General features: G+C 65.8%; 27 protein-coding genes. 4 read left to right on the top strand and 23 right to left on the bottom strand.

Going from position 1 to position 25,790, the window contains the following annotated elements; translation table 11 throughout:
* The first annotated feature begins 12 nt into the window (after nucleotides 1-12).
* On the top strand, nucleotides 13-627 hold the full coding sequence (slmA, locus tag HNO53_RS02255; protein WP_209475892.1) for a nucleoid occlusion factor SlmA: 615 nt from the start codon (nucleotides 13-15) through the stop codon (nucleotides 625-627).
* Nucleotides 628-699: 72 nt separating this feature from the next.
* On the opposite strand, the gene rpoH is transcribed toward slmA, so the two are convergent.
* From rpoH to ftsY, 4 genes are all read right to left on the bottom strand, one after another.
* Nucleotides 700-1,566, bottom strand: coding sequence for an RNA polymerase sigma factor RpoH (gene rpoH, locus HNO53_RS02250; RefSeq protein ID WP_209475891.1), 867 nt, complete (start codon nucleotides 1,564-1,566; stop codon nucleotides 700-702).
* 245 nt (nucleotides 1,567-1,811) lie between these two features.
* Nucleotides 1,812-2,786 (bottom strand): permease-like cell division protein FtsX, encoded by a 975-nt coding sequence (gene ftsX, locus HNO53_RS02245; protein ID WP_209475889.1) that lies wholly within the window; start codon nucleotides 2,784-2,786, stop codon nucleotides 1,812-1,814.
* Nucleotides 2,783-3,451 (bottom strand): cell division ATP-binding protein FtsE, encoded by a 669-nt coding sequence (ftsE, locus tag HNO53_RS02240; RefSeq protein ID WP_209475887.1) that lies wholly within the window; start codon nucleotides 3,449-3,451, stop codon nucleotides 2,783-2,785. The genes ftsX and ftsE overlap by 4 nt, the downstream gene beginning before the upstream one ends.
* A complete protein-coding gene (ftsY, locus tag HNO53_RS02235; RefSeq protein WP_209475885.1) occupies nucleotides 3,448-4,800 on the bottom strand; it encodes a signal recognition particle-docking protein FtsY in 1,353 nt (450 codons plus the stop codon). Before ftsY ends, ftsE begins: the two co-directional genes overlap by 4 nt.
* Before the next feature lie 90 nt (nucleotides 4,801-4,890).
* Here ftsY and rsmD point away from each other — a divergent pair, with 90 nt between their 5' ends.
* Nucleotides 4,891-5,523, top strand: coding sequence for a 16S rRNA (guanine(966)-N(2))-methyltransferase RsmD (rsmD, locus tag HNO53_RS02230; RefSeq protein ID WP_209475883.1), 633 nt, complete (start codon nucleotides 4,891-4,893; stop codon nucleotides 5,521-5,523).
* A 116-nt stretch (nucleotides 5,524-5,639) separates the two neighbouring features.
* Nucleotides 5,640-5,831, top strand: coding sequence for a cell division protein ZapB (locus tag HNO53_RS02225; protein ID WP_209475881.1), 192 nt, complete (start codon nucleotides 5,640-5,642; stop codon nucleotides 5,829-5,831).
* 4 nt (nucleotides 5,832-5,835) lie between these two features.
* Here the strand turns inward: HNO53_RS02225 and HNO53_RS02220 are convergent, their stop codons facing one another.
* The 8 genes from HNO53_RS02220 to HNO53_RS02185 all read right to left on the bottom strand — a co-directional run bounded on the left by HNO53_RS02220 (nucleotide 5,836) and on the right by HNO53_RS02185 (nucleotide 13,740).
* Complete coding sequence (locus tag HNO53_RS02220) at nucleotides 5,836-6,297, bottom strand: GNAT family N-acetyltransferase (protein WP_209475879.1); 462 nt, start codon at nucleotides 6,295-6,297, stop codon at nucleotides 5,836-5,838.
* Nucleotides 6,290-7,105: a hypothetical protein gene (locus HNO53_RS02215; RefSeq protein ID WP_209475877.1), complete on the bottom strand. Its 816-nt coding sequence runs from the start codon at nucleotides 7,103-7,105 to the stop codon at nucleotides 6,290-6,292. Before HNO53_RS02215 ends, HNO53_RS02220 begins: the two co-directional genes overlap by 8 nt.
* Nucleotides 7,102-7,410 (bottom strand): BolA family protein, encoded by a 309-nt coding sequence (locus HNO53_RS02210; RefSeq protein WP_209475875.1) that lies wholly within the window; start codon nucleotides 7,408-7,410, stop codon nucleotides 7,102-7,104. The genes HNO53_RS02215 and HNO53_RS02210 overlap by 4 nt, the downstream gene beginning before the upstream one ends.
* A gap of 27 nt (nucleotides 7,411-7,437) precedes the next feature.
* Nucleotides 7,438-8,868, bottom strand: a complete 1,431-nt coding sequence (locus HNO53_RS02205; protein WP_209475873.1) for an MFS transporter — start codon at nucleotides 8,866-8,868, stop codon at nucleotides 7,438-7,440.
* Between the two features lie 77 nt (nucleotides 8,869-8,945).
* Nucleotides 8,946-9,332, bottom strand: coding sequence for a hypothetical protein (locus HNO53_RS02200; protein WP_197449449.1), 387 nt, complete (start codon nucleotides 9,330-9,332; stop codon nucleotides 8,946-8,948).
* Nucleotides 9,333-9,423: 91 nt separating this feature from the next.
* Entirely contained in the window at nucleotides 9,424-10,974 is a 1,551-nt protein-coding gene (gene lysS / locus HNO53_RS02195) for a lysine--tRNA ligase (RefSeq protein ID WP_209475871.1), read from the bottom strand.
* Nucleotides 10,975-11,135: 161 nt separating this feature from the next.
* A protein-coding gene (gene prfB, locus HNO53_RS02190) for a peptide chain release factor 2 (RefSeq protein WP_338034799.1) occupies nucleotides 11,136-12,234 on the bottom strand; the annotation gives its coding sequence in 2 pieces (ribosomal slippage) (nucleotides 11,136-12,158 and nucleotides 12,160-12,234; 1,098 coding nt in all).
* A 186-nt stretch (nucleotides 12,235-12,420) separates the two neighbouring features.
* Complete coding sequence (locus HNO53_RS02185) at nucleotides 12,421-13,740, bottom strand: OmpP1/FadL family transporter (RefSeq protein WP_209475869.1); 1,320 nt, start codon at nucleotides 13,738-13,740, stop codon at nucleotides 12,421-12,423.
* 319 nt (nucleotides 13,741-14,059) lie between these two features.
* Between HNO53_RS02185 and HNO53_RS02180 the strand changes: the two genes are divergently transcribed.
* Nucleotides 14,060-14,479, top strand: coding sequence for a VOC family protein (locus HNO53_RS02180; protein WP_209475867.1), 420 nt, complete (start codon nucleotides 14,060-14,062; stop codon nucleotides 14,477-14,479).
* Between the two features lie 26 nt (nucleotides 14,480-14,505).
* Here the strand turns inward: HNO53_RS02180 and HNO53_RS02175 are convergent, their stop codons facing one another.
* The 11 genes from HNO53_RS02175 to ffh all read right to left on the bottom strand — a co-directional run bounded on the left by HNO53_RS02175 (nucleotide 14,506) and on the right by ffh (nucleotide 25,622).
* Complete coding sequence (locus HNO53_RS02175) at nucleotides 14,506-15,123, bottom strand: YitT family protein (protein ID WP_209475865.1); 618 nt, start codon at nucleotides 15,121-15,123, stop codon at nucleotides 14,506-14,508.
* Between the two features lie 81 nt (nucleotides 15,124-15,204).
* Nucleotides 15,205-17,028 (bottom strand): single-stranded-DNA-specific exonuclease RecJ, encoded by a 1,824-nt coding sequence (locus HNO53_RS02170; protein ID WP_209475863.1) that lies wholly within the window; start codon nucleotides 17,026-17,028, stop codon nucleotides 15,205-15,207.
* 247 nt (nucleotides 17,029-17,275) lie between these two features.
* Nucleotides 17,276-18,664, bottom strand: a complete 1,389-nt coding sequence (gene thrC / locus HNO53_RS02165; protein ID WP_209475862.1) for a threonine synthase — start codon at nucleotides 18,662-18,664, stop codon at nucleotides 17,276-17,278.
* A gap of 4 nt (nucleotides 18,665-18,668) precedes the next feature.
* Nucleotides 18,669-19,985 carry a homoserine dehydrogenase gene (locus HNO53_RS02160; RefSeq protein ID WP_209475860.1) on the bottom strand — a complete coding sequence of 439 codons (1,317 nt, stop codon included), beginning with the start codon at nucleotides 19,983-19,985 and terminating at the stop codon, nucleotides 18,669-18,671.
* Between the two features lie 76 nt (nucleotides 19,986-20,061).
* Nucleotides 20,062-20,820 carry a DsbC family protein gene (locus HNO53_RS02155; RefSeq protein ID WP_209475858.1) on the bottom strand — a complete coding sequence of 253 codons (759 nt, stop codon included), beginning with the start codon at nucleotides 20,818-20,820 and terminating at the stop codon, nucleotides 20,062-20,064.
* A 3-nt stretch (nucleotides 20,821-20,823) separates the two neighbouring features.
* Complete coding sequence (gene xerD, locus HNO53_RS02150) at nucleotides 20,824-21,726, bottom strand: site-specific tyrosine recombinase XerD (RefSeq protein ID WP_420827850.1); 903 nt, start codon at nucleotides 21,724-21,726, stop codon at nucleotides 20,824-20,826.
* An 85-nt stretch (nucleotides 21,727-21,811) separates the two neighbouring features.
* Nucleotides 21,812-22,168 carry a 50S ribosomal protein L19 gene (gene rplS, locus HNO53_RS02145; protein WP_111412830.1) on the bottom strand — a complete coding sequence of 119 codons (357 nt, stop codon included), beginning with the start codon at nucleotides 22,166-22,168 and terminating at the stop codon, nucleotides 21,812-21,814.
* A gap of 144 nt (nucleotides 22,169-22,312) precedes the next feature.
* The gene (gene trmD, locus HNO53_RS02140) at nucleotides 22,313-23,101 is read right to left on the bottom strand and encodes a tRNA (guanosine(37)-N1)-methyltransferase TrmD (protein ID WP_209478483.1); all 789 of its coding nucleotides are present in this window, start codon (nucleotides 23,099-23,101) and stop codon (nucleotides 22,313-22,315) included.
* A gap of 38 nt (nucleotides 23,102-23,139) precedes the next feature.
* Nucleotides 23,140-23,697: a ribosome maturation factor RimM gene (gene rimM / locus HNO53_RS02135; protein WP_209475855.1), complete on the bottom strand. Its 558-nt coding sequence runs from the start codon at nucleotides 23,695-23,697 to the stop codon at nucleotides 23,140-23,142.
* 23 nt (nucleotides 23,698-23,720) lie between these two features.
* A complete protein-coding gene (gene rpsP, locus HNO53_RS02130) occupies nucleotides 23,721-23,969 on the bottom strand; it encodes a 30S ribosomal protein S16 (protein ID WP_209475854.1) in 249 nt (82 codons plus the stop codon).
* 243 nt (nucleotides 23,970-24,212) lie between these two features.
* Complete coding sequence (gene ffh, locus HNO53_RS02125; RefSeq protein WP_209475852.1) at nucleotides 24,213-25,622, bottom strand: signal recognition particle protein; 1,410 nt, start codon at nucleotides 25,620-25,622, stop codon at nucleotides 24,213-24,215.
* Between the last annotated feature and the right edge of the window lie 168 nt (nucleotides 25,623-25,790).

Raw genomic sequence — 25,790 nt, 5'->3', positions numbered from 1 at the left:
ACATACTTCGACATGACGCAGGCAACACAGACGTCCAGCCGGCGCGAGCAGATCCTGCAGGCGCTCGCCCTGATGCTGGAAGAAGACAGCGGCAAGCGCATCACCATCGCGGCGCTAGCGCGCCAGGTAGGGGTTTCCGAAGCCGCCCTCTACCGCCACTTTCCGAGCAAGGCGAGGATGTTCGAGGGACTCATCTCGTTCATCGAGGAGACCCTGTTCGAGCGCATTTCGCGTATTCTCGACGAGATGCATGAGGCCGTGCCGCGCTGCGGGCAGATCCTTACCCTGCTGCTGGCCTTCGCCGAGAAGAATCCGGGCCTCTCCCGCCTGCTCGAGGGCGACGTGCTGACCGGCGAGACCGAGCGGCTGCGGCTGCGCATCCACCAGCTCTTCGAGCGCCTGGAAACCCAGCTCAAGCAGGTACTGCGCGAAGCCGAGCTGCGCGAGCGGCGGCGCACCGTACTGCCGGTCTCGGCCACCGCCAACCTGCTGATGGCCGTGGCCGAAGGGCGCATCTCCCAGTACGTGCGCAGCGATTTCCAGCGCCGCCCCACCGAGCACTGGGACGATCAGTGGTCACTGCTCTCGGCACAGCTGATGCGCGCACCGATCACCCAGAGCGCCTAACCTCTCGTTCGCTACACGAAAAAGCCCCGGTTCCGTGCGAACCGGGGCTTCGTCGTTCAGGCAGCGATGCCGTCAGGCCGCCAGGGCGTCGCCCAACTGCTGTCGGATCTTCTTCATGGCATTCTTCTCGAGCTGACGTATGCGCTCGGCGGAGACACCATAGACATCGGCCAGCTCATGCAGCGTGGCCTTGTCGTCGGCCAGCCAGCGGCGCTGGAGGATATCGCGCGAGCGCTCGTCCAGCGCCTCCAGGGCCATCCGCAGGCGGCGATTGGCATCATCTTCCCAGTCGCTGTCCTCGAGCTGGGCCGCGGGGTCGGAGCCGTCATCGTCCAGATAGTGAACCGGCGCCTGGTAGGCGGTCTCCTCGTCGTCGCTCGGCGAAACGTCGAAGCCGGCATCATGGGCCGACAGACGGCCTTCCATTTCCCTCACCACCTCGGGCTTGACGTCGAGGTCGCGTGCGATGGCATCGACCTCGTCGTTGTTCAGCCAGGCCAGGCGCTTCTTGGCGCTGCGCAGATTGAAGAACAGCTTGCGCTGGGCCTTGGTGGTAGCGATCTTGACGATACGCCAGTTGCGCAACACGAATTCGTGTATCTCGGCCTTGATCCAGTGCACGGCGAATGAGACCAGGCGCACCCCCTGATTGGGATCGAAGCGCTTGACGGCCTTCATCAGCCCCACGTTGCCTTCCTGGATCAGGTCGGCCTGTGGCAGACCGTAACCGGAGTAGCTGCGCGCGATATGCACGACGAAGCGCAGATGCGACAGCACCAGGCGACGCGCCGCCTCCAGATCGCCTTCGTCGTGAAGGCGGAAGGCGAGTTCGCGCTCTTCCTCGGCGGTCAGCATGGGGATGCCGTTGACCGCCTGGATGTACCCGTTGAGGTCATGCCCCGGTGAGAGCTGGCCCACCGGCAGAAGACTGGTGCTCATTGCAGGTTGTCTCCTTGAAAACCTAATATACAGTTCAATCGCTCGATTAGACGGACGAAAGTCGATAACGTTCCCTGGCGTCATCAGCCTGGCAGATGCCGGACGCGGTCGCTAGCACAGCACGGGATTCGCGACAGCGTGTCGCAGCGCCATGCCTCGAGCCCTTGCCACGGTCGGCGCGCCGCCTGGCTGCAGCCGGCCCACCGCGGGCACACGCCCTATCTTGGCCGAACCTCCGCGGCTCCTCATCGCGGCCGAACCTCCGCAAGGTGGCGGCTCACGGCGATCCAGGCACCCAGCCAGCCCAATAGTGTACTGCACAACAGCAGCGTTGCCGAGCCCTCCGGCCCCAGACGAGGCAGGCTGAAGGTGGCGCCGTAGCTCGCCGCCAGCGCGCTGACCGGTGTCGCCAGCCACTGGTTGCCGAGGCCCAGCAAGCCGCAGGCAAGCAGGCCACCGCCGAGGCCATACCAGGCGCCGCTGTAAAGGAAGGGGCGACGCACGAAAGCATGCGTGGCACCGATCAGCATGACCACCTCGATCTCCTGGCGGCGACTCTCCACCGCCAGGCGTATGGTGTTGCCCACGACGAGCAGCACCCCCAGGCCGAACAGTACGCCGAGGGCCAGGGCCAGGCGACTGCCCAGCTCGGCCAGGTGGCGCAAACGCTCGAGCCAGGCCAGATCGAGGCGCACCTCATCGACGCCGCTCAGCGTCTCGAGTTCGCCGGCCAGATGGCGTACGGCCTCGGGAGCCGGGTCGACGGGAACCACCACGATGCTGGCCGGCAGCGGGTTGTGCTCCAGCCGACCCAGGGCGTCGTTCAACCCAAGCGCCTGCTGAAACTCAGCCATGCCTTCGGCCGACGAGATCAGTCGGGTTCGGGCGACGCCCTCCTGAGCGTCAACGGCCTCATCGATGCGCCCAGCTTGAGCCTCGTCGATGCCATGGGCGAGATAGACGGTGAGCGTGGCACTCTCATCGAGTTCGGCATCGAGCAGACGCGCGCTGTCCAGCGCCAGCCACAGCGCCGCCGGCAGTACCAGGGCAATGGCGATGGCCAGCATGGTGAGCAGGCTGGCGAGGGGGGCTCGCAGCAAGCGCCGAGCGCTGTCGAGGCACATGGCGCGATGATGACGCAGCCAGCCGCGGAAGCGGCTCGTCGATCGGGTGCGCTGGCTGCGAGCGCCGCGGGGCCGCGCGGGAGGCTGCCGACTCATGCGGCCTCCTCGTCGGCGATCAGGCGTCCCTCGCGCAGGCGCAGTACACGGTGACGCAGGCGAGCAATGAGCGCCAGGTCATGGCTGGCGATCATCACCGTGGTACCGATGCGGTTGAAGTCCTCGAATAGCGCCATGATATCGGCCGAGAGCTGCGGGTCGAGGTTGCCGGTGGGCTCGTCGGCGAGCAGCAGCGAGGGCTTGTTGACCACCGCCCGGGCAATGCCCACGCGCTGCTGCTCGCCGCCGGAGAGCTCGATGGGCAGCGCCTTCTCACGGTGCAGCAGGCCCACCTTGTCCAGCGCCGCACGCACCCGGCGAGCAGCCTCGCGCGGTTCGACCCCGCGAATCTCCAGCGGCAGCGCCACGTTATGAAAGATGGAGCGGTCGACTAGCAGTTGGTGATCCTGGAACACCACGCCGATCTGGCGACGGTAGAACGGCACCTGACTGGGGTGCAGGCGCCCGATGTCATGACCGGCGACCAGCACCCGGCCCCGGGTCGGCCGTTCCAGCAGCATGATCAGGCGTAGCAACGAACTCTTGCCGGCTCCGGAGTGGCCGGTGAGAAAGACCATCTCGCCGCGCTGCACGCGGAAATCGATGTTGGCGAGCGCCTCGAAACGCCCGCCGTAACGCTTCCCCACATGCTCGAAGAGGATCATGACGAGGCGACGGCCCCCTCGTCGCCCTGGTCGAAGAGGGCGTCGACGAAGTCTCGGGCCTCGAAGGGACGCAGATCGTCCAGGCCCTCGCCCACGCCGATGAAACGGATCGGCGTGCCGAGCTGCTTGGCCAAGGCGAAGATGATGCCACCCTTGGCGGTGCCGTCGAGCTTGGTCAGGGTGATGCCGGTGACCGGCACCGCCTCGTTGAAGGTATTGGCCTGAGAGAGTGCGTTCTGGCCGGTGCCGGCATCGAGCACCAGCATCACTTCGTGAGGCGCGCTGTCGTCGAGCTTGCCCATCACGCGGTGCACCTTCTTGAGCTCTTCCATCAGGTGCCCCTTGTTGTGCAGGCGCCCGGCGGTATCGGCGATCAGCACATCGATCTTGCGCGCCTTGGCCGAGGCCACCGCATCGTAGATCACCGAGGCGCTGTCGGCGCCGGTGTGCTGGGCGATGACCGGCACCTTGTTGCGTTCGCCCCATACCTTGAGCTGTTCCACCGCCGCGGCCCGGAAGGTATCGCCGGCGGCCAGCATCACACTGCGCCCCTCGCGCTGGAATCGCTGGGTCAGCTTGCCGATTGTGGTGGTCTTGCCCACGCCATTGACCCCCACCACCAGGATCACGAAGGGCCCCTCTCCCTTGGCCGGCAGCGCCAGCGGCTTGGCCACGGCATCGAGCATCGTGGCGAGTTCGTCCTGCAGGGCGCGATAAAGCGCCTGGGGGTCCTTGAGCTCCTTGCGTGAAACACGCTCGGTGAGACGCTCGATGATCTCGCTGGTGGCCTCGATGCCCACGTCGGCCATCAGCAGTTGGGTCTCGAGGTCCTCGATCAACTCGTCGTCGATCTGCTTCTTGCCCAGGAAGAGTCCGGCGACGCCCTCGGTGAGGTTGGCGCGGGTCTTGCCCAGGCCCGAACGAATGCGCGCGAACCAGCCCTTCTTCTCAGCGACAGGCTTATCCTGCAGCGGAGCGCGGAGGGGTTCGGGTTCGGGTTCGGGCTCAGGCTCGGGATCGGGTTCGGGTTCGGGTTCGGAAGCCAGCGCTTCCTCGCGCAGCACCTCGTTCTCCTCCTCCCGATCGACCTCGTCGACCGCTTCGGTCCGATCACGCACCTCATCCGCCGCCGGGCCGGCCATGGCGGCCTCCTCGGGGCGCGGCGCATCGATGACGTCCGGCTCGGCGGGCGCCGCCTCTGGCTCTACCTCTGCAGCCGCTTCACTCGCTGGCGCACCTTCGTGGGACGCCTCTTCCTCACGCTCCGCATCAGGCTGAGTCGGCTGTCGTTGCTGCTGTTCTTCCTGCTGGGATTCCTGCTGCTTCTTGCGCTTGAAAAAACCGAACATGGGGGAATTCAGCCTCACGGGTGAATGATCGCTACATCCTAACACCGCGCACCATGACTGTGGACACGGCGCCAGGTACAATTCCGCCGCATGACACGTCGCCGCTCCTCCTCTCGCCAACGCTCCCGCCCCGGCGCTCGCTCGCCCCAGCGTGACGGCCGCCTGCGCATCATCGGCGGGGAGTACCGCCGACGTCTGCTGCCCGTGCTCGACAGCCCCGGCCTGCGCCCCACGCCCGACCGGGTGCGCGAGACGCTGTTCAACTGGCTGGTCGCAGCCACTCCGGGTGCACGGGTGCTCGACCTGTTCGCCGGCACCGGCGCGCTGGGCCTGGAAGCCCTCTCTCGCGGCGCCGCCACGGCACTGTTCATCGAACGCGACGGCCAGGTGGCCCGTGCACTTGTGGACAACCTCCACACCCTAGGCACCGCAGAGCGGGGCCAGGTGCTGAGTGTCGACGCTCTCGCGCTGCTTGCCGCCGGCCCAGCCGGGTTTGCCCCTTTCTCGCTGGTTTTTCTCGACCCGCCCTTTCGCCAAGGCCTGGCCGAGCCATGCTGTGAGCGGCTGGAGCAAGGCTGGCTCGCCGCGGAGGCCTGGATCTATGTCGAGACCGAAACGGCGCTCGACGTGCGCGTGCCCGCCAACTGGTCGCTGCATCGCGAAGTCCGTGCCGGCGACAGTACCGGACGCCTATATCGGCGCCTCGCCCGGCCCGCTGAATAGGCCGGGCGTCGCCGTTCGGCTACGCTTGCCGAGCCTGGCCCTCAGCGTTACGCTGCGCAACGGAATCAGCGCGGGCAGGCGCCCGCTCCGGCAGGACGTTATTTCAGGAGAACACGATGAGCACCGAACTCTTCAACCGGCTCGAACAGAAAGTGGCCAGTGCCGTCGAGGCCCTGGAACTGCTGAAGATGGAAGCCGAGGAGCTGCGCGAGGAAAACAGCCGCCTGAAGCAGGAGCGCGAAGAGTGGGAGCGCCGCCTGACCGCGCTGCTGGGCAAGTTCGACGAGGTGGAAACCGAGCGGGCCTGAGCCCTTATGGCCGACGCGACATCAGAATGGCATCTTCCCTGTTCGCGTCGGCCCTATCCTCCAGGGGAGGATAATAACCCCGCCGTCGCCCGTCTTCGCTGAAGCCTGCCCGCCGATAGAGCCTGATGGCCGACGCATTGCCTGCCCTCACCTCCAGCAGTATGCGTTCGCTGCGCCATTGCCGTCCCTGCTCCAGCACCGCTTCGAGCAGCGCCGCGGCCAGGCCGCGGCGTCGCATGGCGGGCACCACCAGCATGGCTTGCAGTTCGGCCTCGAAGGGCAGCCTGACGACCACGGCATGGCCTACGAGTTCTCCCGCCACCTCGGCTCCCAGCACGCAGCTATCCTCATCGTTCAAGGCGGCCTCGAGCTGGCGCCGTGACCCAGGGTGAGGCTGGCAGCTCTCCAGCACCACCAGCCGTTCCAGGTCGTCGGTCGTCAGCCGCTGGATGGCGAGTTCAGTCATCGGCCTCGCTGCCAGGCGCCGACCAGGCCCGGCGCCATTCCAGCAACGTCGGCCAAAGTTCACGCTTGGCCGCAGCACTCTGCGTCAGCTCGGCGAGCGAGGGCCCCTGCCATCCGGGCAGGCCAAGCAGCTCGAATGCGCCCTGCTGCGAGCCAAGTAGTCGATCCATGGTTTCGTCGTGACCGAATACCAGGATGCGTTCGAGCGCCCAGCCACGCCTGCGTGTACCTTCGATGAACGCCTGCAGCCCCTCTCGCGCCTCTTCCAGCGGCGCCTCGACCGGTAGATTCTCCATCGGCGGCCAGCGAAACGTCTCGAAGGCCAGCGGAGACTCGGCAGCGATTCCTGCCGCCTGCAACAGATTACCCAGCAGCTGTCCCTGGTCGATGCCCAGCGGCGACTCTCCGGGCACGGCCACCAGCCAGCGCCCCGCCACGCAGGTCACTTGCAGGGTGAAGCGCAGCGGCTCCTGGGCCGGCTTCGACACGTCGAGAGTCGCCTCCTGGCGGGCCGCCTGCTCGGTTTCCTCATCGCCAGACCCGATCCCTAGCAGCTGACGAGCACGCTTGGGTGTCGATGCTTTCGGCGGCTCAGCGACCGGCGGCCCAGAAGGAGCCTGGCGTGCGGCAGCATCCGCTTCGTCGAGCAGTGCATGCAGGCGCTCCGCTGGCGGTGAGGCAACAGGCCGCTCGGGCAACTCCCATTCGCAGGCCTCGCTCGGCCGGGCATGGGGTAGCCGGTAGCGCGCCACCCAGGCGGTCAATCCCATCGCCTCCAGGTACTGGAGGCGCTGTGGTTCGGAAGTCACGCGCCGGCGCCACGACAGTTGGGTGAGTCGGGTCGTGCCTCGCCCCGCGACGCCCACTCTTGGGGTGTGTAGAGATGCAGCGCCAGGGCATGCACGGGCCCCGCCAGCTCGTCGGCCAGCAGCGCGTAAAGTCGCTGGTGGCGCTTCACCGGCATCAACCCCTGGAAATGGTCGGACACCACCGTGACCTTGAAATGGGTTTCGGAATTGGCCGGCACGGCATGCCGATGGCTCTCGTTCTCCACCGTCACATGGGTGGGCTCGAGGGCCTGCAGCTTCTCTTCGATATCGGCCTGAACGCTCATGAGGGCTCCTCGATCATGGATGTCAGATCATTGTACTCGCTTGCCCGGCGACTGCACCTGGGGCACTTGCTCGCCGCCGTTTTTGCGGGCGGCCTCGGCCAGCCGCATTCGCGCCAGGCTGGCTACCAGCGCCAGCAGGCAGGCCAGGCAGCCAGCCCACAGCGTCGTCTGCACCGGTGCACTCGCGGCCAGGAAGGCGCCGACCAGGGCCACGCCGAGCGACTGGCCCACGGTGCGTGTCGTGCTCAGCACGCCCGAGGCGCTGGTGCTCAGCTCATGCGGCGCGCTGGTCATCATCTCGCGGTTGTTGGGCGGCTGGAACAGCCCGAAACCGATGCCGCACAGGGCGGTGCGCCACAGACTGTCCAGCACGCCGGCATCCTGCGGCAGCAAGGCCAGCGAGGCGAGCCCCAGCATCAGCAATACCAGCCCCAGGCTTGCCATGACGCTGGGGTTCACGCGATCGGCCAGACGGCCGGCCACCGGGCCGACCAGCATGATGGCGAGCGGCCAGGGCGTGAACAGCCAGGCGGTGTGCAGCGGCGAGAAGCCCATCTCCTGCTGATAGAGGAACGACAGCGCGACGAAAGCCAGCCCCTGGCCGACGAAGGCGAGCCCCGAGGCGGAGACCGCCAGGCGAAAGCGCGGCACCTGGAACAATCGCGGCGGCAACAGCGGATGCGAGGCCCGTCGCTGGCGACGCAGGAATAGCCAGCCCGAGATCCCGCTCAGTGTCAGCCAGGCCAGCGCCTGCCATAGCGGCGCCCCGTGGCCCAGGGTATCCATGGCCAGGAAAAAACTGCCCAGCATGACCACCGAGCCCAGTGCACCACGACCGTCGAAGCCGCCGCGACGCCCCTTCTCACGCGGCAGCGCGCGCCACGCCAGCCACAGCGAGACGGCGCCCAGGGGCAGGTGAAGGGCGAACAGCCAGGGCCAGCTGACGGCCGACAGCACCAACCCGCCCAGCGCCGGGCCGGCGGCGTAGCCTCCCGCCACCACCAAAGCCGAGAGCCCCAGCGCGCTGCCCAGCAGTCGCGTGGGAAAGATCGAGCGATAGAGCGACGGGCCGATGGAGAGCGTAGCCGCCGCACCGAGACCCTGCAGCGCGCGAAACACCAATAGCCACTCCAGGCTACGCGACAGCGCGGCTCCCAGCGAAGCCAGCACGAACAGCCCGAGCCCCGCCACGTAGAGCCGGCGTCGGCTGATCATTTCGCTGAAGGAAGCGCATACCAGCAGGAACGCCGCGCAGACGATCTGAAAGAGGTTGGTGACCCAGACCGTCCGGGCGGCGGATACATCGAGGTCACGCGCGATGGAGGGCAGCGCGATATTGACCATGGTGACGTCCACTACGGCCATCAGCGTACCGAGGATCAGCGCCAGTACCGCCAGGCGTCGCTCGGGGCCCGGCAGGCCGTCGTCGCCGGGCCGGGTCGAGAAGAGTCGGCTCATGCGGTTTCCATCATGGCAAGGTGCGTAACGAGAAAACCGGCCGCAGCCGGTTTTCGAAAATCAACGAGGAAAGCGGATCAATCTTGATCGGTTTCCAATAGCAGCGAATCGTCGACCTCGGAGATCTCCAGCGCCGTCTCGTCGTCCAGGTCAATGGCGAGATAGCTGTGCTCGACCTGCAGGAAGCGCTGGAACAGCGCCCAGTCCAGGGCCTCGGGCCACTGGCGCTCGTCCTCTTCCCAGGCGCGCAGCTCGGTCTCGAGGATCTCGAGGTAACGCTCGCGCACGAAGGCCTCCAGCGCCTCCGGAGTGTCCATCTCGGGGATCAGATAGACCGTGCTTTCGCGCTCGACGTCGGCCAGGGTGAGGTCGTCCTCTCCCATGGTGGGTTCCAGCGCATTGATCCAGTCCACGAAGTGCCGGGTCGGCCTGACGCTCAGGGCGGAGCGGTTGAGCAGTTTCATCGCGGTCTCCTCGACGTCGAAACGGTGATCATTATGGGCGCTAGCGCCGCCGCTTACCAATACTTCCGCCCAGCGGCGCTACGCAGCCCCTTCAGTCCACCTCTGGGCGCATGGCCGGGAACAGCAGTACATCCCGGATCGAGGCGCTGTCGGTGAACAACATCACCAGGCGGTCGATGCCGATTCCCTCGCCGGCTGTGGGCGGCAGGCCGTATTCCAGCGCACGCACGTAGTCGGCATCGTAGTACATCGCCTCGAGGTCGCCGGCCTCCTTCTCCGCCGCCTGGGCGCGGAAGCGCTCGGCCTGGTCCTCTGCGTCGTTGAGCTCCGAGAAGCCGTTGGCGATCTCGCGCCCGCCGACGAAGAACTCGAAGCGCTCGGTGACGAACGGGTCGCGGTCGTTGCGCCGCGCCAGCGGGCTCACCTCGGTGGGGTAGTCGGTGATGAAGGTGGGGTCCTTGAGGCGATGCTCGACGGTCTTCTCGAAGATCTCGATCTGGATCTTGCCCAGGCCCCAGCCATCCTTGACGTCGATGTCCAGCCGCTCGGCGATCTGCCGTGCGGCGGCCTCGTCGGCCAGCGCCTCGGCGTGGATGTCGGGATTGAACTCGAGAATCGAGTCGAACACGCTGATGCGCTTGAGCGGCTTGCCGAAGTCGTACTCGTAGGTCTCGAGCACTTCACCCTCTGCGTTGCGCACGGTGTTGACCACCGTGGTGGTCCCTAGCACCTTGAGCGCGACGGCACGCAGCATCTCCTCGGTGAGGTCCATCAGGTCATGGTGATTGGCATGCGCCTGGTAGAACTCGACCATGGTGAACTCGGGGTTGTGGCGCGTCGACAGGCCTTCGTTGCGGAAGTTGCGATTGATCTCGAAGACCCTTTCGAAACCGCCCACCACCAGGCGCTTGAGATAGAGCTCGGGCGCGATGCGCAGGTACATGTCGATGTCCAGCGCATTGTGGTGCGTGATGAACGGCCGCGCGGTGGCGCCGCCGGGGATCGGCTGCAGCATGGGGGTTTCCACCTCCATGAAGCCGCGCTCCTCGAAGAAGCGGCGCATGGCGCTGATGACTCCGGCGCGGGTCTCGAACACCTTGCGCGAGTCGGGGTTCATGATCAGGTCGACATAGCGCTGACGATAGCGCGCCTCCATGTCGGTCAGACCGTGGAACTTGTCGGGCAGCGGACGCAGGCTCTTGGTCAACAGCCTGGCCTCCTCCATCATCACGTAGAGATCGCCCTTGCCCGACTTGTGCACCGGGCCGCGGGCAGCCACGATGTCGCCGATGTCCCAGCCCTTGATGTCCTCCAGCACCTCTTCCGCCAGCCCCTTCTTGTCGACGTAGAGCTGAATCGTGCCGCTGGGGTCCTGAATCACCAGGAAGGGGCCGCGCTTGCGCATGATGCGCCCGGCCACCGCCGCCGGGCGGTTCAGCGACTCCAGTTCCGCCTTGTCCTTCTCGCCCAGCTCGGCCGCCAGGTCGGCCGCCAGGCTGTCGCGGCGAAAGTCGTTAGGGAAGGCGCTGCCGCCGCTGGCCGCGGCACGCTCGCGGCGAGCCGCCAGCTTGGCCCGACGCTCGGCGATCAGGCGGTTCTCGTCGGTCTGGGGGCTTTCCGGGGAGGAGCTCTGGTTGGCCATCTCGCTACCTGTTAGCAGTCACAATAAGCGGTGTTGTAAACGCGACTAGAGCCGCGCAAGCGGAGCTGAGGCAAGGCGCCCCTCAACGAGAGAACGGAGTTGACTGTCGTCAATGAGACTCTCGAGTCGAGGGGCAACGCCGTATCGGCGAGCGCAGCAGGCTATAGCCCTTGCTTCAAGCTGGCTTCGATGAAAGCGTCTAGATCGCCATCCAGCACCCGGTCGCAGTTGCTGGTTTGCACGCCGGTACGCAGGTCCTTGATGCGCTGGTCGTCGAGCACGTAGGAGCGGATCTGGCTGCCCCAGCCGATATCGGCCTTGGCGTCCTCCGCCTCCTGCTTGGCGGCGTTGCGCTTCTGCATCTCGTGCTCCCACAGCTTCGCCTTGAGCTGCTTCATGGCGAAGTCGCGGTTGGCGTGCTGGCTGCGCTGGCTCTGGCAGGCCACGACGATGCCGGTGGGCTCGTGGGTGATGCGCACCGCGGAGTCGGTGGTATTGACGTGCTGGCCACCGGCGCCGCTGGAACGATAGGTGTCCGTTCTCAGGTCCGCCGGATTGATCTCGACCTCGAAGTTGTCGTCCACCTCGGGCGACAGGAATACCGAGGCGAAGGAGGTGTGGCGGCGCCCCCCCGAGTCGAACGGACTCTTGCGCACCAGGCGGTGCACGCCGGTCTCGGTACGCAGCCAGCCGAAGGCGTGGTCGCCCTGGACATGGATGGTCGCCGACTTGATGCCCGCCACCTCACCGGCAGAGACCTCGACGATCTCGGCCTTGAAGCCGTGGTGCTCGCACCAGCGCAGGTACATGCGCAGCAGCATGTTGGCCCAGTCCTGGGCCTCGGTGCCGCCGGAGCCAGCCTGGATGTCGAGGTAGGCGTTGTTGGCGTCCATCTCGCCGGAGAACATGCGCCGGAACTCGAGCTTCGCCAGGCTCTCCTGGAGCCCGTCGAGCTCTCTTTTTACCTCGTCGACGGTGTCCTCGTCCTCCTCCATCTCGGCCAGCTCGAGCAGGTCGCGGCTGTCCGCCAGGCCCTGATCGAGCTCGTCGATAGTCTCGACCACGAGCTCGAGGGAGGCACGCTCCTTGCCCAGCTTCTGAGCGTAGTCGGGGTCGTTCCAGACGTTCGGGTCTTCCAGCTCGCGGGAGACTTCCTCTAGCCGATCCTTCTTCTCGGCATAGTCAAAGATACCCCCTCAGGACGTCTGTCCGTTCCGACAGGTCCTTGATGAGGTTATGGATGGGGTTGGTTTCCAGCATGGGCTCGTTCGCCTGATTCGCTTGGTGAAGGCGGCCGCCGGGGCCGGGCCATGGCCCGGCCCCGGCGGCGCGGAAAAGGCAACTATTGTAGCGAATTCACCGATTCGGCGCATCCATTGCAATGCCCCAACGCAAGCGACCCGGCCGAAGCCGGGTCGCCAGATCATGCGCAGATGGGCTGGAGCATCAGAAGCGGTAGGTCAACTGAGCGCCGAAGCCATGGGCCTCGTTCTTGTAGTCGGACACGTAAGTGGAGGTCACCGCCGGCGTACCGGAGAAGCTGTCGGTGCGCTCCTGTTCGACTTGTGTGCCTCGCTCGGTCAGGTAGGAGTATGCGAAGTCCAGTGTCAGGTTCTCGGTAGGTGTCCAGCCTGCACCGATGGAGAAGATCCGACGATCATCGGACGGAATCCGTACGCTGCGGTACTGATCGCTCGTCGGCGTAAAGTCGAGCGTCACCCCGGCGCGCAACGCCAATTGGGGATTGAGCTGGTACTCGCCACCGACGCCATAGGCCCAGGCGTTGGAGTAATTCTGCACCTCGCGAGTGATTTCAGGAATGCTCTCGCCTTCGATCAGGATCTGTTCGAACCGGCTCCAGCGGGTCCAGGAAGCCCCCAGCATAAGCTTGAGCCTGTCGGTCATCTGCTGAGTCACGGAGAAGTTCACGGTCTCAGGAGTCGTCAAGTCTAGCGAGGCGTCGTCCGTGACTTCCACGCCGACATCCTGGGCGACGGCACGGAAGTCGCCCGTCAAGGTGTAATCGACCTTGGAGCGATAGGTCAGGCCAAGGGTAGTTTCCGGCACAGGCTGGAAGATTACCCCGAGATTGTAGCCCCAGCCATCATCGTCACCCTCGACGCGAGAGTCCGCTTCGGTATAAACCGGTGCGCCAGGGGCACCGCCCACCAGCACCGGAACCTGGCGGTGCAGCTCGCCCTCGACACGGTTGTAGGTGATGCCTGCCCCCACGGACCATTGGTCATTGAAGCGGTAGGATACGGTCGGCTGGGCGCTCATCACCTTCAGCTCGGTATAGTTGCCCAGGTTGCGTCCCAGAAAGCCGTCTTCATAATCGGTCTTGGAGCCGAAAGGGGCGTACACACCAAAACCGAAGGCAAGTCGCTCATTGACCGGGTGAGAGTAGAAAGCAAAGGGAATCAAGGTGCCAGGCACCATGTCTCCGTCTGTCGTGCCCGAAACCGGCACACCAACACCACCTGTCAAGACGCTGCTGCGCGTCGCTTCGGCATTGCTGATCTCGCTATTGACGTTCAAATAGGTGCCGCCCGCGGTCAGCTGCGCCCGATCGAGGAACGACATGCCCGCCGGGTTGCCGAACACGATGGTGGCGTCGTTGACGTTGGAGCTCCGGCCCGCGTGGCCATAACCCTGGCCGCTGACGCTCTGTTCGTTGATCTGGTAACCGCCGGCGTTGGCCTGGCTGGCGAAGGCGGCGGCCGCGATGGCCACGGCCCAGGTGATCTTGTTGAACTTGTTCTGCATGGTCTCGACGTCCTCTATCCAGATGCAAGCTGGAGCTGGTTGTGTATCCCGCCCTCGCCGGAGCGGTGCCCTACCCGGTCAGTTTTCGCCAAACACTCGTTCGGATCAAGGCCAAACGTTCGTTTTAATGCGATAAATCCTCATACTTTAGTTGTGTTTTGGCGTAAGCCGTTGAACTTTTCCATGATGCAGCGCAAAAACCGCCCTGCTCATGAGAGGGCTCTGGGGCATCGCTGAGGGGAACCGCGCCAGCAGGCTGAAAAAAGCCCTGCTGGCTTATTTGCTAAGCTGAAAGCATATGGCTGAAGGAGAGAATGCCATGCCCAGGCTCAACGGCGTATTGGAGACCGCCCTCTACGTCGACGACATGGATCGCGCGCGGGTCTTCTTCGAAGGCGTGATGGGCCTAGAACCCTTCAACGCCGATCACCGCTTCACTGCCTACGACGTCGGCGCCAACACGGTGCTGCTGCTGTTCCTGCAGGGTGAGACGCTGGACACCGTGGTGCTGCCCAACGACATGGGCACCATCCCGCCTCACGACGGCAAAGGGCGGGTACACCTCGCTTTCGCCATTGCCAAGCGTGAGCTGACCGCATGGGAACGCCAGCTCAGCGATCACGGCGTGACCATCGAGGGGCGCACCCACTGGCCCCGCGGCGGCGAAAGCCTCTATTTCCGCGACCCCGATGGCCACCTCATCGAGCTGGCCACGCCGGGCATCTGGCCCAACTACTGACTCCGCCCCGCCCACGCCGCCACTTTTCAGCTCACGCCCATGTAGCGGCCGGGCTTATGGTTAAGGGCAATGATCAAGTTGAGCGCCACGGCGCCCAACACCGAGAGCCCGACCCGCTCCGGCGGCAGCACCAGCAAGGCGACGAGCATGATCAGCCCGTCGATGCCGAGCTGCACGTAGCCGGCGCGCCAGCCGTAGCGCCCCTGCAGATAGAGCGCCAGGATGTTGATGCCGCCGAGGCTGGTACGGTGGCGAAACAGCACCAGCATGCCGATGCCGATCAGGCTGCCGCCCATCAGCGAGGCATAGAGCGGATTGAGGCTGTCGAAGGCGACCCAACTGCCGGTCAGCTCGGAGAATAGCGATACCAGAGCGATGGCGACGAAGGTACGCAGGGTGAACGACCAACCCATGCGCTTCACTGCCAGGTAATAAAACGGCAGGTTGATCAGGAAGAACCAGACGCCAAAGCGCCAACCGCTGGCGTACTGCAACAAGAAGGCCATGCCGGCGGTACTGCCGGTGAGCAGCAGTGCATGGGTATAGAAGCTGACACCGAGGGCGACGAACAGCGTGCCCACCAGCATGGCCATCACGTCCTCGTAGGGGCGATGGGGATCGGTGGGCAGATCTTGTGGATCCATTCACGATTCCTTGGCAAACGGGCGGCTCGCCCGAACGGCCCGGATTCTAGCGGGTCGAGCGTAGGAAATCATTGATCGTGCTTAGGTTACGCGATGATTGGCCACCAGCGGTTCGGCAACCTCCACCATCAGCTGCAGCGACTCCTGCCCCCGCCAGCGGTTCCGATTGAGCCGATAGGCGCAGCGCAGCCTGTCCCCCATGCCGAAGGCAGGCAGCTCTCCCGGCGTCAGGGCACGAAACCAGATCGCCTTGAGGCTCACCGGCCCCGAGGAGAGCTGCATGGCGAGATGGTTCGCTTCGGCGCCCACGGCACGTAGCGACTCGACAAAAAACTCTCCTTCGAACAGCGGGGCGTCGAACTCGCGACCATAAGGACCCAACGCCTCCAGTTCGATCAGCGTGGCCAGTTGGAATTGCTCGGGAGCCAGCGCCCCGTCGGTGAACACATGGGGAAACAGCTCGCAGCCACCCAGTTGCTCACCCACGGCCTGCAGGAAAGCGGCACGAAAAGCCTCGAGTTGCTGCCCCGGCACGCCGACCCCGGCCGCACCGCGATGACCACCGAAGCGCGGTAGCGCTTCGGGCGCCAGCTCGTGGGTGCGCTGCAGCGCGTCACGCAGGTGCAGCGCCTCGATGGAGCGCCCCGAGCCGGTGAGCATGCCGGGCGCCGCGGCCGGCGTGAGCACCAGCGCAGGGCGTCCGAAGGACTGCACCAGACGCGAGGCGACGATACCCTGCACGCCGGGATGCCCGCTTTCGAGATAGACCACCAGTGCTGGCAGGTCGGCCTCCAGTTGGGGCAGGGCCAGGGCTCGCGCCTCCTCGACCATCTCCGCCTCGATCACCTTGCGCGACTGGTTGTCGTCGTCCAGCGTCTGCAGATGGCGCTGAGCGGTGGCGTCGTCTCCCGCCAGCATGAAGTGCAGCGCCGCGTAGGGGTCGTCGAGGCGCGAGCGGGCATTGATGCGTGGCCCCATCTGGAAGGCGAGAGTCTCGGCGGAGAATGGCACGCTATCCTCGCCCAGGCGCGCGGCCATGGCGCGCCAGCAGGCCGCCTCCATGCGGTTGATCAACGCCAGACCATGGCTGACCACGGCGCGATTGGCCGGGCTAGCGCCCAGCGACACGCAGTCGGCCACGGTGCCCAGCGCCACGTAGGAGAGCCAGGCGGAGAGCTTGGGCGTGGCCTCGGGAATCACGCCCCACTCCACCAGCACGCTGCGCGTCAGCGACATCACCAGCCACGCCACCATGCAGCCGGCAATGGTACGGTCGGGATACTGGCAGTCGTTGCGTGTCGGGTTGACCACGGCATGGGCCGAGGGGGGCGGTCCCTCCACCGGTAGCGCGTGGTGGTCGCTCACCACCACGTCTATGCCCGCCGCCTTGAGCCGGGCGATGCGTGGCTCGTCGGAGCTGCCGCAATCGGCGGTGATCACCAGCGACGGCCGCGGCAAGAGCCCGAGCGTCCGCTCCACCAGCGGCAGGCTGATGCCGTAGCCGTCGTGGATGCGATGGCCGATCAGGCTGTGCAGGCGCGATTCCGGTACGCCGAAGAGTTCCACCAGGGTGCGCCGGATCACCACGTGGGAGGTGATGCCGTCGACGTCGTAGTCGGTGAGGATGCCGATGTGCTCGCCCTCGGCCACGGCGGTGGCGATGCGCTCGGCGGCACGGCGGCCGTCGGCCAGGCGTTCTGGGTGTTCGAGGTAGCGCAGGCTGGGCTGGGTCAGTGGCGCCAGCTCGCCCTCATAGTTGGCCAGGCGACCGGCGAGCACGCGGGCCTGCAGCTCGGTCAGCCCCTCGGCACGGGCACGAGCATAAAGCGCCTCGTTGCGTGGGCGCGGCAGCAGCCGCGGCTTGAGTCGGGCGTGAAGGTCGATGGGGTCGGTCACGGCGTCCAAGCCTGACTCCTCTGGTTCGCATCTGATGGTGCTCGGCGATGGAAACGTCGTACCGAGCGAAGGGCGCCAGGGACAGGCCGAAGAGGGGGTCTTTTGCCATGGATGGCAAAAGTAGCGCCCAGGGAAGGGTTCACTGCGCCCCCTCGTAGGCCTGTCGCCGGATCAGCCCTGAGCGGGCATCTGGCGCCAGCGACATCGAGACCTTCTCTTCGCCCTGTCCCCTATGCCCTCGCTACCTTGGCTGGCCCTATCGCCGGTTCTCGGCCACGAACGCCTGCACCTTCGCCAACTCCGCCGGCAGCACGGTGTAGCGCTCCTCGCGCTCCAGCAGGTCATCCATGTGCGGCGGCAGCGGCACGCCGGGGAAGCCCGCCTTGACCACCGCCTCGGCGAACTTGGCCGGGTGGGCCGTGGCCAGGGTGATCATCGGCGTGGCGGCATCGGCCCGGGCACGCTCGGCGGCGCGGTAGCCGGTGGCGGTGTGCGGGTCGAGCACCTCCTTGGTGCGGTGGTGCGCCTCGCGGATCACCTCGAGGATGGTGGCATCGTCGACGCTGTGGCTGGTGAACAGCGCGCGCAGCCGCGTAAGCGGGGCCTCGGCCAGCGCCGTGGGCTCCTGCTGGAAACGCTCGAGTAGCGCGGCCACGGCGGCGCCGTCACGCTCGTAGGCTTCGAACAGCAGGCGCTCGAAGTTGGATGACACCACGATATCCATGGAGGGCGCCAGGGTTGCCTTGAGCTCCTGCTTGGAGAAGTCGTTGGCGGCAATGGTCCGGTGCAGGATGTCGTTGGCGTTGGTGGCGATGATGAACTGCTTGACCGGCAGCCCCATGCGATAGGCCATGTAGCCGGCGAAGACGTTGCCGAAGTTGGCCGAGGGCACGCAGAAGCTGACCTCGCGGTGCGGCGCACCCAGCGCCACGCCGGCGGCTACGTAATAGACGATCTGGGCCATGATGCGCGCCCAGTTGATCGAATTCACCGCCACCAGGCGCGTGCCATTCAGGAAGCCTTGGTCGGCGAAGCTCGCCTTGACCATGGCCTGGGCGTCGTCGAAATTGCCCTCGATGGCGATGTTGAAGACATTGTCGGCCAGCACCGAGGTCATCTGGCGACGCTGCACCTCGGAAACGCGGTTGTGCGGATGCAGGATGAAGATGTCGAGGTTGTCGCAGTGACGACAGCCTTCGATCGCCGCCGAGCCGGTGTCGCCCGAGGTAGCCCCCATGATTACCGCACGTTCGCCGCGCTTGGCCAGGAAGTGGTCGAGGATACGGCCGAGCAGCTGCAGGGCGACGTCCTTGAACGCCAGCGTCGGGCCGTGGAACAGCTCGAGCAGGAAGTGGTTGGCGTCGAGCTGGTTGAGCGGCACCACGGCGTCGTGGCTGAAAGTGGCGTAGGCATCGCGCACGATGCCGCGGAACGTCTCGTCGTCGATCTCGCCGTTGACGAAGGGCTGCATCACGCGAAAGGCGATCTCGGCGTAGGAGAGGCCTGCCATCGCCTCGAGTTCATCGCGCGAGAGCTGCGGGATCTCCTCCGGCACATAGAGCCCGCCGTCGCTGGCCATGCCGGTCAGCACGACCTCCTCGAAAGAGAGCGCAGGTGCCTGCCCGCGGGTACTGATATAGCGCATGCCCTTACTCCTGCTCGTCCAGCGATTCAACGCGAATGCGCGTGACCGGCCCGGCGATGTCGGCCATCGACTCGATATGGCGGATCGCCTCGTTCATCTGCTTTTCACGGCAGCTGTGGGTCAGCAGGATGATCGGGACCAGCTCGCCTTCGGTAGCTTCCTTCTGCACCAGTGCCTCGATGGAGATGCCCTGCTCGGAGAGAATCGTCGCCACGCGCGCCAGCACCCCGGGGCGGTCCACCGCCAGCAGGCGCAGGTAGTAGGCGGTAACGATGTCTTCCATGGGCAGGATCGGCAGGTTGCCTTCGTCCTCGCCGATACCGCTGAAAGCCAGGTAGGGTACGCGGTAGTGGTGGTCGGTGGCGATGTCGCGGGCCACGTCGAGCAGGTCGGCGACCACTGCCGAGGCGGTGGGCTCGGAGCCTGCTCCGGCACCATAGTAGAGCGTCGGACCCACGGCATCGCCCATGATGGCGATGGCGTTCTTGACCCCGTGAACGTTGGCCAGCAGTCGCTCCTTGGGAATCAGGGTCGGATGCACGCGCAGTTCAAGGCCCTGCTCAGTGCGCTTGGAAATGCCCAGGTGCTTGATCACGTAACCGAGATTGTCGGCCTGCTGCACGTCGTCGAAGGTGACCCGCGAGATGCCCTCGGTATAGGCCTTCTCGAACTGCAGCGGCACGCCGTAGGCGATGGAAGCCAGGATGGTCAGCTTGTGGGCGGCATCGATGCCCTCCACGTCGAAGGTGGGATCGGCTTCGGCGTAGCCCAGTGCCTGGGCCTCGGCGAGCACGTCCTCGAAGGCGCGCCCCTCACTGCGCATGTGCGTAAGGATATAGTTGCCGGTGCCGTTGATGATCCCCGCGACCCATTCGATTCGGTTGGCGCCAAGTCCCTCGCGCAGCGACTTGATGACGGGGATCCCGCCGGCCACGGCGGCCTCGAACGCCACGATCACGCCCTGCTCGTGGGCGGCCTGGAAGATCTCGTTGCCGTGAACCGCAATCAGCGCCTTGTTGGCGGTAACCACGTGCTTGCCGTTGGCGATGGCCGTCAGCACCAGCTCACGAGGCACGTCATAGCCGCCCAGCACTTCGACCAGCACGTCGACGTCGGGGTTGCGGGCCACCTCGAAGACGTCGTTGGTGGTCTTGATACCGGTGAGGTCGCACTCCGGATTGGCACTGCGAAGCGCCACCTGCTCGATAATGATCGGGCGGCCGGCTCGCCGTGCAATCTCGTCGGCGTTGCGCGTCAACACATTGAAGGTGCCGCCACCGACGGTACCCAGACCACAGATTCCCACTCTCACCGGTTTCAATGTCCTGCTCCCCTGATGGTGTCTCATGTCCAGCGTTCATGCATTCGGCAGCTCTCTGTCTGCCATCGCTCATCTCTCACTCGGCGGCCAGGCCAAGCATCTCGGCGAGGCGCTCGGCAGGTACGTAGCCCGGCACCAGCCGGCCATCGGGCAGCACGATGGCTGGCGTACCCTGTACGCCCATGGCCATGCCCAGATGATACTGTTCCTCGACCGGATTGTCGCAGTCGGCGCTAGCGGAAATGGCTTCCTGGCGCTTGCCCGCGCTCATCGCCTCGCTGCGATTGTCGGCACACCAGACCTGCTCGAGGATCCGGGCGCCCTGTGAGTTCATGCCGGCCCGCGGAAACGCCAGGTAGTGCACCTCGACGCCCATCTCGTTGAGCGCCGGCACTTCCTCGTGGAACTGTCGACAATAAGGACAGGTGGTATCGGTGAAGACGACGAGCTTGGCGCGGCTGTCGCCGGTACCGCGAAACACGACCCGCTCGCTCTCGGGCACCTGGGCAAGCTGCTCGGTGCGCTCGACGTTGCGCGCCTGTTCGGTCAGGTTGGTCAGGCCGCCTTCACCGTTCTCGTAAAGGTCACCGACCAGGAAGTAGTTGCCTTCGGCATCGCTGTAGAACGCCTCGCCGGTCTCCAGCCGCACCTGATAGAAGCCCTCCAGCGGCGTCTCGTGCACGCTGGCAACGGGCATTGGCTGGCCGTTGACTTTGAGGCGCTCGGCGAGCCGTTCGGCACCATCGGCCAGCACGGCGCCGGGCAGCAGCAGTGCTGCCAGAGGAAGGGCCAGGGTGAAAAGGGCCCCGGCAGGACGGTGAAGGAACGCAATCATGATTCAGCCTCGAGGATGATGGTCGGCATGCAGTGCTTCGAGTCGCGCCTGCGCAATATGGGTATAGATCTGGGTGGTCGACAGGTCGCTATGCCCGAGTAGCAGCTGTACGACACGCAGATTGGCCCCATGATTCAACAAATGCGTGGCGAACGCATGCCGCAGCGTATGCGGAGACAGCGGACGCGTGATACCCGCGGTGCGCGCGTGGGCCTTGATCCGATGCCAGAATGTCTGGCGCGTCATGCAATTGTCGCCACGCCCGGGAAACAGCGCCGGTCGTGTCACGTCGTTCATCAGCGCGCCACGAGCGCTGCGCAGGTAGCGTGTCAGCCAGTGTACGGCTTCTTCCCCCAGCGGGACCAGCCGGTCCTTGTCACCCTTGCCGCGCACCCGTACCACCCCTTGGCGCAGATTGACGGCATCGACGCTGAGCCCGACCAGCTCCGAGACGCGTAGACCGCAACCGTAGAGCACCTCGAGCATGGCACGGTCGCGCAGGCCGAGATCGGTCGCCAGGTCAGGTGCAGCCAGCAAGCGCTCCACCTCGTCCTCGTCAAGCGTATCCGGCAGGTTGGGACGCACCCGTGGCAGACGCACCTCGGCCAGCGGATCGCGCCCGATGCGCCCTTCGCTCAGCGCCCAGCGATAGAAGCCGCGCAGGCTGGAGAGCAAGCGGGCATTGCTGCGCAGTTGATAGCCGGCAGCACGCCGCGCGTCGAGCCAGGCCGGCAGCAGCGCCGCATCCGGCGTGAGCAGCTCGCCGCCCGTCTCCGCCAGCCGGGCCGCCCAGGCCTCCAGGTCGCGCCGGTAGGCTGCGAGCGTGTTCTCGCTGGCCCCGCGCTCGAGCCACAGGGCATCGAGGAACGTCTCGATCAGGGCCAGGGATCGGCTGTCGTGTGTCATGTCATCGTCCACTACGACGAAGCCCCGCCCCGCGTGAGCGGTGGCGGGGCTTCGCGATGGCGCAAGCGCCTTCAGCCAACCCGGATCAGGAGAGCTTTTCCTTGATACGGGCAGACTTGCCGCTGCGCTCGCGCAGATAGTACAGCTTGGCCTGGCGCACGTCGCCGCGACGCTTGACCTCGATGGAGTCGACCAGCGGGCTGTAGGTCTGGAAGGTACGCTCGACGCCAACGCCGTGGGAGATCTTGCGCACGGTGAAGGCGGAGTTCAGGCCGCGGTTACGCTTGCCGATCACCACGCCCTCGAAGGCCTGAAGGCGCTCGCGGTTGCCCTCCTTGACCTTGACCTGCACGACGACGGTGTCGCCCGGGGCGAATTCCGGCACCTGCTTGCTCATCTGCTCGGCTTCGAGCGCCTGGATCACCTTGTTCTTGCTGCTCATGATAATGACTCCTCGTATTCGGCGCCGCCGCTTCTTACAAGATCGACGACGGCGCGTGATCCCGGCGCCCGAGCCTGGCTCGAGAGCGCGGGAGATGATGGGTGACGCAGGTCCGCAGCGTGGGAAAACCCGAGAGGCACGGCCTCAGCGCTTCGCGTCCTGCACCTCCGCCCTGGCACCTGACAGGGCGTACTCTTCGATGAACTCCTCGAGCAACGTGCGCTGCTCGTCGCTCAACGTCCTGCCTTCGAGCAGGTCGGGGCGCCTCAGCCAGGTCCGCCCCAGCGACTGCTTGAGCCGCCAGCGCCGGATCTCGCCGTGATGTCCGCTGAGCAGCACATCGGGCACTCGCCGCCCGTCGATCTCCTCGGGGCGCGTATAGTGCGGGCAGTCCAGCAGCCCCTCGTTGAAGGAGTCCTCGACCGCGGAATCCTGATGCCCCAGCACACCGGGAACCAGTCTTGCCGCAGCATCGATCAGCACCATGGCCGGCAGCTCGCCGCCGCTGAGCACATAGTCGCCGATCGACCATTCCTCATCGATGTCGCTCTCCACGATGCGCTCATCGATGCCCTCATAGCGTCCGGCCACCACCACCAGCGGAGGGCCGGAGGCCAGCTCGCGCACGCCCTGCTGGTCGAGCCGCCGCCCTTGGGGCGACAGGTAGATGACCCTGGGCCGTTGCCCCGTCGCCTCGCCCGCCCTCTTGCGGGCGGCATGGATGGCCGCACGCAGGGTGTCGACCTTCATCAGCATGCCGGGGCCGCCGCCGTAGGGGCGGTCATCCACGGTACGATGCCGGTCGCTGGCATAGTCGCGCGGATTCCAGAACTCCAGCGCCACGCGCCCCTGGTCGACCGCTCGACCGGTGACACCGTATCGGGTGATGGCCTCGAACATTTCCGGGAACAGCGACACCACACCGACCCACATGGCCGGCGCTGCGCTCGCCCCGGCTTCTGTCTCGAAGCTCAAAAGTCCGGATCCCAGTCGACGCTCAGGGTGCCTCCCGCCAGATCCACCCCGACGATCACCTCGTCGGGCAGGAAGGGCAGCAGACGCTCACGATCGTCGATGGCCGGCGGCTCCCCCTGCGGGTCACCCCTGACCACCAGCACGTCGTTGGCCCCGGTTTCGAACAGGTAGGCGACACGCCCCAGCACCACACCCTCGCGGGTCACGACCGTGAGCCCTTCGAGCTGGTGCCAGTAGTACTCGCCGCCGCCTAGCTCGGGCAGCTCCGTCTTGGGCAGCAGGATCTCGGCGCCGGCCGCTCGTTCGGCGGATTCGCGCGAGTCGATGCCTTCCAGCAGGGCTACCAGGCCCTTGCCATGACGGCGCCCCTGCAACAGCCGATGGCGCGTCAACGCACCACCCTGCCTGATCACCCATTCGGGATAATCGAGGATGCCGTCCATCGGACTGGTATGGGAGTAGACCTTGAGCCACCCCTTGACGCCGTAGGGGCTGGTCAACTTGCCCAGCACGACGTGGTCGTCGCGCATGCTGCTTGCGGCCTGCTCACTCATGACATTGACGGGGCATCACAGGCTCAGGCCTGCTTGCGGGCTTCCTTGACCAGCTCGGCAACGCGGCCGGACAGCTGAGCGCCCTGGCTCTGCCAGTGGGCAATGCGGTCCAGGTCGACGCGCAGACGCTCTTCCTGACCGCGGGCGATCGGGTTGAAGAAACCCAGGCGCTCGATGAAGCGGCCATCACGGGCGTTGCGTGAATCGGTCACGGTCAGGTGGTAGAAGGGACGCTTCTTGGCGCCACCACGTGCCAGACGAATGGTAACCATGGCGTTAACTGTCCTTCGGTTGAGGTTACGTTTAATACCGATGCGCCGGCCCGGCGAACGGCCGGGGTACTCGGCAACTGCCAGGAAAGCGGGCCCGTGGACCCGCCTTCGCGTCATTCGGTCACTTTCTTTACTTGCGCTTCTTTACAAGCGTGCAGCCGGGCAAAGCCACGGTCCTGCCATGAAGACGCAGCATTCTACGGAAATCAGCCCCGCTTTGAAACCCTTTTCTCGAGCCCGCCATCAGCGCCACGGAAAACCGCCGGGGCCACCCATGCCGCCCATTCCTCCGGGGCCGCCGGGACCGCCGCCGCCCATCATGCCGGACATGCCGCGCATCATCTTCTGCATGCCACCCTTCTTGCCCGCCTTCTTCATCATCTTCTGCATCTGCTTGTGCTGCTTGAGCAGACGGTTGAGGTCGGGCACCTGCAGGCCGGCGCCGGCGGCAATGCGACGCTTGCGCGAACCGTTGATGATCTCCGGCTTACGCCGCTCCTGGGGCGTCATCGAGTTGATCAGCGCTTCGAGCTTGCCCAGCTCCTTCTCCGGCCCCGGCCCCTGGGCGAGTTCGGCCATTTGCCCCATGCCGGGCAGCTTGCCGAGCAGGCCGCCCATGCCGCCCATCTTCTTGAGCTGCTGAAGCTGGTCGCGGAAGTCCTCGAGGTCGAAGCCCTCGCCCTTCTTGACCTTCTTGGCCAGTTGCTCGGCCTTCTTCTTGTCGACCGTGCGCTCGGCCTCCTCGATCAGCGACAGCACGTCGCCCATGCCGAGGATGCGCGAGGCCACCCGGTCCGGATGGAAGGGCTCCAGGGCATCGACCTTCTCGCCCACCCCCATGAACTTGATCGGCTTGCCAGTGACGTGACGCACCGACAGCGCCGCACCGCCGCGGGCGTCGCCATCGGCCTTGGTCAGGATCACGCCGGTCAACGGCAGCGCCTCGTGGAACGCCTTGGCCGTGTTGGCGGCATCCTGACCGGTCATGGCGTCGACCACGAACAGGGTTTCCTGCGGCTGACAGGAGCGGTGCAGCTCGGCGATCTCGGCCATCATGGCGTCGTCGATGGCCAGGCGGCCGGCGGTGTCGACGATCACCACATCGTGGAACTGGATCTTGGCGTGCTTGATCGCCGCCTCGGCGATGGCCACCGGCTGCTGGTCGGAGCGCGAGGGGAAGAAGTCGACGTTCACCTCGCCGGCCAGCGTCTCGAGCTGGTCGATGGCTGCCGGGCGATAGACGTCGGCGGAAACCACCAGCACCTTTTTCTTTTCACGCTCCCTCAGGTAGCGCGCCAGCTTGGCCACGGAGGTGGTCTTGCCCGCCCCCTGCAGGCCGGCCATCAGCACCACCGCGGGCGACCCCTTGAGCGAGAGCCCTTCGTTGGCCTCGCCCATGGTCGCCTCGAGCTCCTGCTGGACGATCTTGACGAACTGCTGGCCGGGCGAGAGGCTCTTCGACACCTCCTGGCCCACCGCACGCTCACGCACCCGCTCGATGAAATCCTTGACCACCGGCAGGGCGACATCGGCCTCGAGCAAGGCGCGACGCACCTCGCGCAGGGTGTCCTTGATGTTGTCCTCGGTCAGGCGTGCCTGGCCCTTGATCGACTTGAGCGTCTGAGAAAGCCGCTCGCTGAGGTTCTGGAACATAAGCCACTCCGGCTGTCAGGCTGTCGGATCGAGGCGATGTCTCGTCCTGGCGATAGGGCCTGCGGCGACGTGTCACGCACTTCGCAAAAGCGACGGCCCACCCGGCGACGGAACAGCCCTGATGATGCGGTTGTAGAATCTGGGCGACATTATACGCCCTGCGGCGGC

Source organism: Billgrantia antri (genome assembly GCF_017868935.1).
Taxonomy (GTDB): Bacteria; Pseudomonadota; Gammaproteobacteria; order Pseudomonadales; family Halomonadaceae; genus Halomonas; species Halomonas antri.
Note: the sequence above shows the minus strand (reverse complement) of the source record. Positions and strands in the feature narration are given on the sequence as shown.

What these genes read in the sequence shown, in the direction of transcription:
- rplS (WP_111412830.1), bottom strand. Translation starts at nt 22,168, where the DNA reads ATGAGCAGCAAGAACAAGGTGATCCAGGCGCTCGAAGCCGAGCAGATG.
- ftsX (WP_209475889.1), bottom strand. Translation starts at nt 2,786, where the DNA reads ATGAGTCGGCAGCCTCCCGCGCGGCCCCGCGGCGCTCGCAGCCAGCGC.
- HNO53_RS02155 (WP_209475858.1), bottom strand. Translation starts at nt 20,820, where the DNA reads ATGATTGCGTTCCTTCACCGTCCTGCCGGGGCCCTTTTCACCCTGGCC.
- rpoH (WP_209475891.1), bottom strand. Translation starts at nt 1,566, where the DNA reads ATGAGCACCAGTCTTCTGCCGGTGGGCCAGCTCTCACCGGGGCATGAC.
- trmD (WP_209478483.1), bottom strand. Translation starts at nt 23,101, where the DNA reads ATGTGGGTCGGTGTGGTGTCGCTGTTCCCGGAAATGTTCGAGGCCATC.
- HNO53_RS02225 (WP_209475881.1), top strand. Translation starts at nt 5,640, where the DNA reads ATGAGCACCGAACTCTTCAACCGGCTCGAACAGAAAGTGGCCAGTGCC.
- HNO53_RS02220 (WP_209475879.1), bottom strand. Translation starts at nt 6,297, where the DNA reads ATGACTGAACTCGCCATCCAGCGGCTGACGACCGACGACCTGGAACGG.
- ftsE (WP_209475887.1), bottom strand. Translation starts at nt 3,451, where the DNA reads ATGATCCTCTTCGAGCATGTGGGGAAGCGTTACGGCGGGCGTTTCGAG.
- lysS (WP_209475871.1), bottom strand. Translation starts at nt 10,974, where the DNA reads ATGGCCAACCAGAGCTCCTCCCCGGAAAGCCCCCAGACCGACGAGAAC.
- HNO53_RS02180 (WP_209475867.1), top strand. Translation starts at nt 14,060, where the DNA reads ATGCCCAGGCTCAACGGCGTATTGGAGACCGCCCTCTACGTCGACGAC.
- thrC (WP_209475862.1), bottom strand. Translation starts at nt 18,664, where the DNA reads ATGCGCTATATCAGTACCCGCGGGCAGGCACCTGCGCTCTCTTTCGAG.
- ffh (WP_209475852.1), bottom strand. Translation starts at nt 25,622, where the DNA reads ATGTTCCAGAACCTCAGCGAGCGGCTTTCTCAGACGCTCAAGTCGATC.
- HNO53_RS02185 (WP_209475869.1), bottom strand. Translation starts at nt 13,740, where the DNA reads ATGCAGAACAAGTTCAACAAGATCACCTGGGCCGTGGCCATCGCGGCC.
- slmA (WP_209475892.1), top strand. Translation starts at nt 13, where the DNA reads ATGACGCAGGCAACACAGACGTCCAGCCGGCGCGAGCAGATCCTGCAG.
- rpsP (WP_209475854.1), bottom strand. Translation starts at nt 23,969, where the DNA reads ATGGTTACCATTCGTCTGGCACGTGGTGGCGCCAAGAAGCGTCCCTTC.
- rimM (WP_209475855.1), bottom strand. Translation starts at nt 23,697, where the DNA reads ATGAGTGAGCAGGCCGCAAGCAGCATGCGCGACGACCACGTCGTGCTG.
- rsmD (WP_209475883.1), top strand. Translation starts at nt 4,891, where the DNA reads ATGACACGTCGCCGCTCCTCCTCTCGCCAACGCTCCCGCCCCGGCGCT.
- xerD (WP_420827850.1), bottom strand. Translation starts at nt 21,726, where the DNA reads ATGACACACGACAGCCGATCCCTGGCCCTGATCGAGACGTTCCTCGAT.
- ftsY (WP_209475885.1), bottom strand. Translation starts at nt 4,800, where the DNA reads ATGTTCGGTTTTTTCAAGCGCAAGAAGCAGCAGGAATCCCAGCAGGAA.
- HNO53_RS02210 (WP_209475875.1), bottom strand. Translation starts at nt 7,410, where the DNA reads ATGAGCGTTCAGGCCGATATCGAAGAGAAGCTGCAGGCCCTCGAGCCC.
- HNO53_RS02205 (WP_209475873.1), bottom strand. Translation starts at nt 8,868, where the DNA reads ATGAGCCGACTCTTCTCGACCCGGCCCGGCGACGACGGCCTGCCGGGC.
- HNO53_RS02175 (WP_209475865.1), bottom strand. Translation starts at nt 15,123, where the DNA reads ATGGATCCACAAGATCTGCCCACCGATCCCCATCGCCCCTACGAGGAC.
- HNO53_RS02200 (WP_197449449.1), bottom strand. Translation starts at nt 9,332, where the DNA reads ATGAAACTGCTCAACCGCTCCGCCCTGAGCGTCAGGCCGACCCGGCAC.